Source organism: Streptomyces sp. NPDC002690 (assembly GCF_053592415.1).
Map to the genome: position 1 here is coordinate 36,181 of NZ_JBSFVR010000026.1, position 6,213 is coordinate 42,393.

5 protein-coding genes are annotated in these 6,213 nt (G+C 70.8%); 3 read left to right on the forward strand and 2 right to left on the reverse strand.

The features are described from left to right. Positions 1-53: 53 nt before the first annotated feature. Entirely contained in the window at positions 54-458 is a 405-nt protein-coding gene (locus ACWD3D_RS06370; RefSeq protein WP_451459764.1) for a pyridoxamine 5'-phosphate oxidase family protein, read from the reverse strand. Between the two features lie 183 nt (positions 459-641). On the opposite strand from ACWD3D_RS06370, the gene clpB reads away from it, so the two are divergent. Next, on the forward strand, positions 642-3,257 hold the full coding sequence (gene clpB / locus ACWD3D_RS06375; RefSeq protein WP_451459771.1) for an ATP-dependent chaperone ClpB: 2,616 nt from the start codon (positions 642-644) through the stop codon (positions 3,255-3,257). Between the two features lie 81 nt (positions 3,258-3,338). Here clpB and ACWD3D_RS06380 read toward each other — a convergent pair whose 3' ends face one another. Further along, on the reverse strand, positions 3,339-3,920 hold the full coding sequence (locus ACWD3D_RS06380; protein WP_451459765.1) for a hypothetical protein: 582 nt from the start codon (positions 3,918-3,920) through the stop codon (positions 3,339-3,341). Positions 3,921-4,106: 186 nt separating this feature from the next. Here ACWD3D_RS06380 and ACWD3D_RS06385 point away from each other — a divergent pair, with 186 nt between their 5' ends. Together ACWD3D_RS06385 and ACWD3D_RS06390 are read left to right on the forward strand one after the other, a co-directional pair. Continuing rightward, the gene (locus tag ACWD3D_RS06385; RefSeq protein ID WP_451459766.1) at positions 4,107-4,667 is read left to right on the forward strand and encodes a YbjN domain-containing protein; all 561 of its coding nucleotides are present in this window, start codon (positions 4,107-4,109) and stop codon (positions 4,665-4,667) included. Positions 4,668-5,079: 412 nt separating this feature from the next. Beyond that, positions 5,080-6,006, forward strand: coding sequence for a class I SAM-dependent methyltransferase (locus ACWD3D_RS06390; protein ID WP_451459767.1), 927 nt, complete (start codon positions 5,080-5,082; stop codon positions 6,004-6,006). Positions 6,007-6,213: the final 207 nt, after the last annotated feature.

Genomic DNA, 6,213 nt, shown 5'->3' on the forward strand with positions numbered 1-6,213 from the left:
TTCCTGGCCGGCCCGGCGCCGGCCCGGCCGCGATGGGGGCGCTCTCGTCGCCGTCAGACCCGGCCGAGGGCCCGGTCCAGGGCGATCTCGATGACGACACGCGTCGGATTGACCCTCGGCTCGCGGCCGTAACGCTCGGTGTGACGGCGTTCGGCGTCCTCGACGACCTCCCGCTCCGTGCGGATCGTCGCGCGACCCTCCAGGGTCGCCCAGCGGGCGCGGTGCATCTGGCAGACCGCGACCCGCGCCCCCTCGGGGCCCGCAGCCCGGACGTGGGCCACCTTCCTGCTGCCGCCGTCGGTGATGATGCGGGCCAGCCCCGCCTCCGGGTCGTACGTCACGCAGACGGGTACGACGTGCGGGGTGCCGTCCGGGCGGAGAGTGGTCAGGGTGCAGAGGTGGTACTCGCGCCAGAAGGCGAGGTACTCGGGGCTGGGGTCGCGCACGTCGAGGGCCATGGGGTGAAGCGTAGGAGCTGCCCCCGCGCGCCTCCGCGTGCCCCGGCGAGTGCCTTCACGGGGCCCGGTACTCTCGAATCCTTGCCTTGAGTGGAATAGACTCAACTTTGTGCACGTTGGTCGAATCATGGGCCAGGTGACGTGCCTGGGCAGGACGCGATCGTCGAGGAGGAGACAGCGCACGTGGACGCCGAGCTGACGAACAAGAGCAGGGACGCCCTCACCGCGGCCACCAGCAGGGCCGTGAAGGACGGACACCCCGATCTCACCCCCGCACACCTGCTGCTCGCGCTGCTCGCGGGTGAAGACAACGAGAACATCACCGATCTGCTGGCCGCCGTGGAGGCGGACCAGGCGGCCGTGCGCAGGGAGACCGAGCGGCTGCTCGGCGCGCTGCCCAGCGTCACCGGTTCCACCGTCGCGCCGCCGCAGCCCGACCGTGAGCTGCTCGCCGTCGTCAGCGACGCCGCGCGGCGGGCCAAGGACCTCGGTGACGAGTACGTCTCGACCGAGCACCTGCTGATCGCGGTCGCCGAGAAGGGCGGCCGGACCGGTGAGATCCTCGGTGCCCAGGGGGCCAGTGCGAAGAAGCTGCTGGACGCGTTCGAGAAGAGCAGGGGAGGGCGACGGGTGACCACACCCGACCCGGAGGGTCAGTACAAGGCCCTGGAGAAGTTCGGTACGGACTTCACGGCGGCGGCCCGCGAGGGCAAGCTCGACCCGGTCATCGGCCGGGATCAGGAGATCCGCCGCGTCGTACAGGTGCTGTCGCGCCGTACGAAGAACAACCCGGTCCTCATCGGTGAGCCGGGCGTCGGCAAGACCGCCGTCGTCGAAGGGCTCGCCCAGCGCATCGTCAAGGGCGACGTGCCCGAGTCGCTGCGCGACAAGCGGCTCGTCTCCCTGGACCTCGGGGCGATGGTCGCGGGCGCCAAGTACCGGGGCGAGTTCGAGGAGCGGCTGAAGACCGTCCTCTCCGAGATCAAGGAGAGCGACGGCAAGGTCATCACCTTCATCGACGAGCTGCACACCGTCGTCGGCGCCGGAGCCGGCGGGGACTCCGCCATGGACGCGGGCAACATGCTCAAGCCCATGCTGGCCCGCGGTGAGCTGCGGATGGTCGGCGCGACCACGCTCGACGAGTACCGCGAGCGGATCGAGAAGGACCCCGCCCTGGAGCGCCGCTTCCAGCAGGTCCTGGTCGCCGAACCCAGCGTCGAGGACACCATCGCGATCCTGCGCGGGCTCAAGGGGCGTTACGAGGCGCACCACAAGGTCTCCATCGCGGACGCCGCGCTGGTGGCCGCCGCGACCCTGTCCGACCGCTACATCACCTCCCGCTTCCTCCCGGACAAGGCGATCGACCTCGTGGACGAGGCCGCCTCCCGGCTGCGCATGGAGATCGACTCCTCGCCCGTCGAGATCGACGAGCTGCAACGCGCCGTGGACCGCCTCCACATGGAGGAACTCGCGCTCAAGAACGAGACCGACCCCGCCTCCCGGCAGCGGCTGGAGAAGCTCCGCCGCGACCTCGCGGACAGGGAGGAGGAGCTGCGCGGTCTCAACGCCCGCTGGGAGAAGGAGAAGCAGGGCCTCAACCGGGTCGGCGAGCTGAAGGAACGCCTCGACGACCTGCGCGGCCAGGCCGAACGCGCCCAGCGTGACGGCGACTTCGACACCGCGTCCAAGCTGCTCTACGGAGAGATCCCCGGCCTGGAACGCGAGTTGGAGGCCGCTACCGAGGCTGAGCAGGTGGCGGCCGAGACGCCCAAGGAGACCCTCGTCAAGGACGAGGTCGGCTCCGACGACATCGCCGACGTGGTCGGCGCCTGGACGGGCATCCCGGCCGGCCGCCTGCTGGAGGGCGAGACCCAGAAGCTGCTGCGGATGGAGGACGAACTCGGCAAGCGCCTGATCGGCCAGGGCGAGGCGGTCCGCGCGGTGTCCGACGCGGTACGCCGCACCCGGGCCGGGATCGCCGACCCGGACCGGCCCACCGGCTCGTTCCTCTTCCTCGGCCCCACCGGCGTCGGCAAGACCGAACTCGCCAAGGCGCTCGCGGACTTCCTCTTCGACGACGAACGGGCCATGGTCCGCGTCGACATGAGCGAGTACAGCGAGAAGCACAGCGTCGCCCGGCTCGTCGGCGCCCCGCCCGGCTACGTCGGTTACGAGGAGGGCGGCCAGCTCACGGAGGCGGTCCGCCGCCGCCCCTACAGCGTCGTCCTGCTGGACGAGGTGGAGAAGGCCCACCCGGAGGTCTTCGACATCCTGCTCCAGGTGCTGGACGACGGCCGGCTCACGGACGGCCAGGGCCGGACGGTGGACTTCCGCAACACCATCCTGATCCTCACGTCCAACCTCGGCAGTCAGTTCCTGGTCGACCCGCTGCTCAAGCCCGAGGCGAAGAAGGAGCGGGTGCTGGAGGTCGTACGGGCCTCGTTCAAGCCGGAGTTCCTGAACCGGCTGGACGACCTGGTCGTCTTCTCCGCGCTCACCGGCGACGAACTCGCCCACATCGCGGGGCTCCAGATCGGCCGCCTCGCCCAGAGGCTCGCCGACCGGCAGCTCACCCTCGACGTCACCCCGGCCGCACTGGCCTGGCTCGCCGAGAAGGGCAACGACCCGGCCTACGGCGCCCGGCCGCTGCGCCGCCTCATCCAGACGGCGATCGGCGACCAGCTCGCACGGGAGATCCTCGCGGGCGAGATCACGGACGGCGACACCGTACGCGTGGACGTGTTCGGGGACGGCGAACCCGGCGCGGACACCGGCCTGATCGTGGGGAGGGCGCGCTGAGGACGGCGCGGGCATCGTCCGGTGCCGCCGGGTACGGCACGGGCATCGTCCGGTGCCCCTGAAACGTCGCTCGGACGTCGATCAGACGTTGAAGGGGCTGAAGTGTACGAGGACGGATCCGCCGTCCTCGTACACGACCGTCACGTCGGCGGCCACCGCCCCGTCGGGCGGCGGGTCGGCCAGCTCCAGATGCGCGCAGGCGTCGACGTCCTCGTCGCAGTACTTCGCGCGGAGTCCGGTGTCCGCGGCGTCGGGGAAGGCAGAGTCCAGCCAGCCGGTCAGTTCCCGCGCGGTGGTGCGGAAGCGGACGTCGTACTCGGTGTCCAGGGCTCCCCGGGTCTCACACCGCCGGTCGTACGCGCCGACGGGGAGCTCCCTCCGGGCGAACGCCATCGCCTCGTCGCAGGAGACCTCCGTCCCCGCGTTCGTAACGACGAAGAACGCGCCGGTCATGGCGGCGAAGACGAACCAGCCGACCGCGCAGAGCATGACCGCGCCCGTGCCGCCCACCAGAACCAGCAGCGACGCCCATATCCACGGATGCCGCCGGGGCGCCGGAGGGGACGGGTGACGCTCCTGCTGTCTCCGGGGGCCTTGCGATTCCTGGTCCTTCGGCGTTTCCCGGATGCTGTGAGACTTCCGGGCTTCCTGCGGTTCGTCCACGATGTGTCTCCCGTGCGTCCGTCCCGGCTCCGGCCCTGGAAGACGCCGGCCGGTGGCGAAGCGTTCCCCGTTCGCGCGAGAGGCGGATCATGTTGTCCGCCGGGAGCGGATCGACCCTGCCGGGGGTTGCCATTCCCCGCCCGCCATGGGGGAGGATGGCGTACAACCGCACGAAGGGAAATAACGGTGAGCATCGATCCGTCCTCGATTCCTAATTTCGGGGGCCAGCCCGAACCGCAGGCGGCAGGACCGGAGGGCCCCGTCGTCCCTGACCAGGACCTCGTCAAGCAGCTCCTGGAGCAGATGGAGCTCAAGTTCGTCGTCGACGACGAGGGCGACCTCGCGGCGCCGTGGGAAGAGTTCCGCACGTACTTCATGTTCCGGGGCGAGGGCGAGCAGCAGGTCTTCTCGGTGCGGACGTTCTACGACCGCCCGCACGACCTGGACCAGCGGGCCGTCCTGCTGGACGCCATCGACGACTGGAACCGCCGCACCCTGTGGCCCAAGGTCTACACGCACTCCCACGAGGGCGAGGAGGGCGAGGCCGGTTCGGTCCGCCTGATCGGTGAGGCGCAGATGCTCATCGGTACCGGCGTCAGCCTGGAGCACTTCGTCTCCTCCACGGTGAGCTGGGTCCGCGCCTCCATCGAGTTCGACAAGTGGCTCGTCGAGCACCTCGGCCTCGCGCCGGCCGAGGAGAAGTCCGACGGGGCCGACGAGTCCGCGGACGAGACGCCCGAGGGCTGACCGGCTTCGGCTCCGCTCGCGGGACGCACCCGCACGACGCTCCCACGCGTCACGCACGACGCCCGGCCGGGGCGGGTGAGCTTCTCCCCGGCCCGGCATCACCTGTCCGGCGTCACCTGTCCGGCATCACCTGTCCGGCAGGACCCGCGCGAGTGCCGCACCCGGCGCCGTACGAGCGCCGCGCGACCGCCACTGGTTCCGCCGCACCTTCCGCCGCACCGCGAGGCCGGCCGGGTGCCGGGTGCCGGGTGCCGAAGCCCGGGACCGCCCGATTCCGCCATGCCGGGTTCGTTGCCTGTTCTCGTTCCCTTCGGCCTCGTTTCACTCCCGTACCGCATGTGCCGACCTAGCCTGTCTTCCCCCGGGCCGCGTCACGCTCATCAGGTTTACGACGAATTGAGGTCTTCCGGTCATGAACAGCAAGTCCCTGCTTACCAGTTCGGCCTCCCGGCGGTTGCTGCGTCCGATCGCGGACCTCATCGACCAGCGCATCGACCGGCGTATCCGCTCCTCGGCCGTCGGAGAGGCCGCGTGGCGGGACAAGTTCGGTGAGACGGCGGACCTGGTGAAGCGCCAGCAGCTCACTCTCGACCTGCTGCTCGACGACCGCAGCCGCGGCGCCTCGCGGATGGTGAGCCCCGGCCCGCTGAACCACATGCAGTCGGAGGTGGCGGCACTCGCCGGCGACCGGAAGGCCGCCGCCCGCAATGTCGCCACCGCGTTCCGGCTGCTGGTGGCGCTGGAGTCGCTCGGGGTCGGCCGGATCGCCGGCGGCACCATGAACATCTGCGCCAAGCTCGGGACGATTCCCCTGCTCGACCCGCCGAACGACGAGATCCTGGAGATCGGCACGCTGTACGGCATGTTCTCCGCGGGGCTGATCCGGATGATGGAGCGTGACGGGCGCAGCCCCAGCGTGACCATCGTCGACCCGTTCGCCGGCGTGCAGCTCCAGCCCGGCACCAAGGAGCGCCCCGACCCGTCCGGCGCCCCGGTCGACGAGCAGGCCGTCCGCACCAACCTCGCCCTGGCCGGACCGGCGGGCGTGGCCGCCCGCATCCAGCGGGGCTACTCCGAGGACCCCGACACCCGCGCGGCCGTCTCGGACCGCAGCTACGGCGTGATCATCGTGGACGGGGACCACTCGGCCGAGGGCGTGGCCAAGGACCTGGAATGGGCGGAGGAGATCGCCGCCCCGGGCGCGATCGTCGTCCTCGACGACTTCGGCGACGACAAGTGGCCGGGCATCAAGGAAGCGCTGGACGAGCACCTCGCCGGCACCACCCGCTTCACCTACCTCGGCAAGGCGGCGCACTCGGCGTTCCTGCGGGCCGCCTGACAGTCCTGCGAGTCGCCCGACGACAGCCTTGCGGGCCGTCCGACTGCCTTGTGGGCAGCAGGACGGCCCTCGGAGCTGTCAGCGTTTCCGCAGGCGGGACAGGTTGTCGATCGCCGCTTCGAGCACGCTCGTCCGCTTGCAGAACGCGAACCGGACCTGGGTGCGGCCGGCTTCCTCGTCGTCGTAGAAGACGGCGTTGGGGACGGC

Excerpts from the sequence above, each read along its gene's own strand:
- ACWD3D_RS06370 (WP_451459764.1), bottom strand. The coding sequence starts at position 458 with ATGGCCCTCGACGTGCGCGACCCCAGCCCCGAGTACCTCGCCTTCTGG.
- ACWD3D_RS06390 (WP_451459767.1), top strand. The coding sequence starts at position 5,080 with ATGAACAGCAAGTCCCTGCTTACCAGTTCGGCCTCCCGGCGGTTGCTG.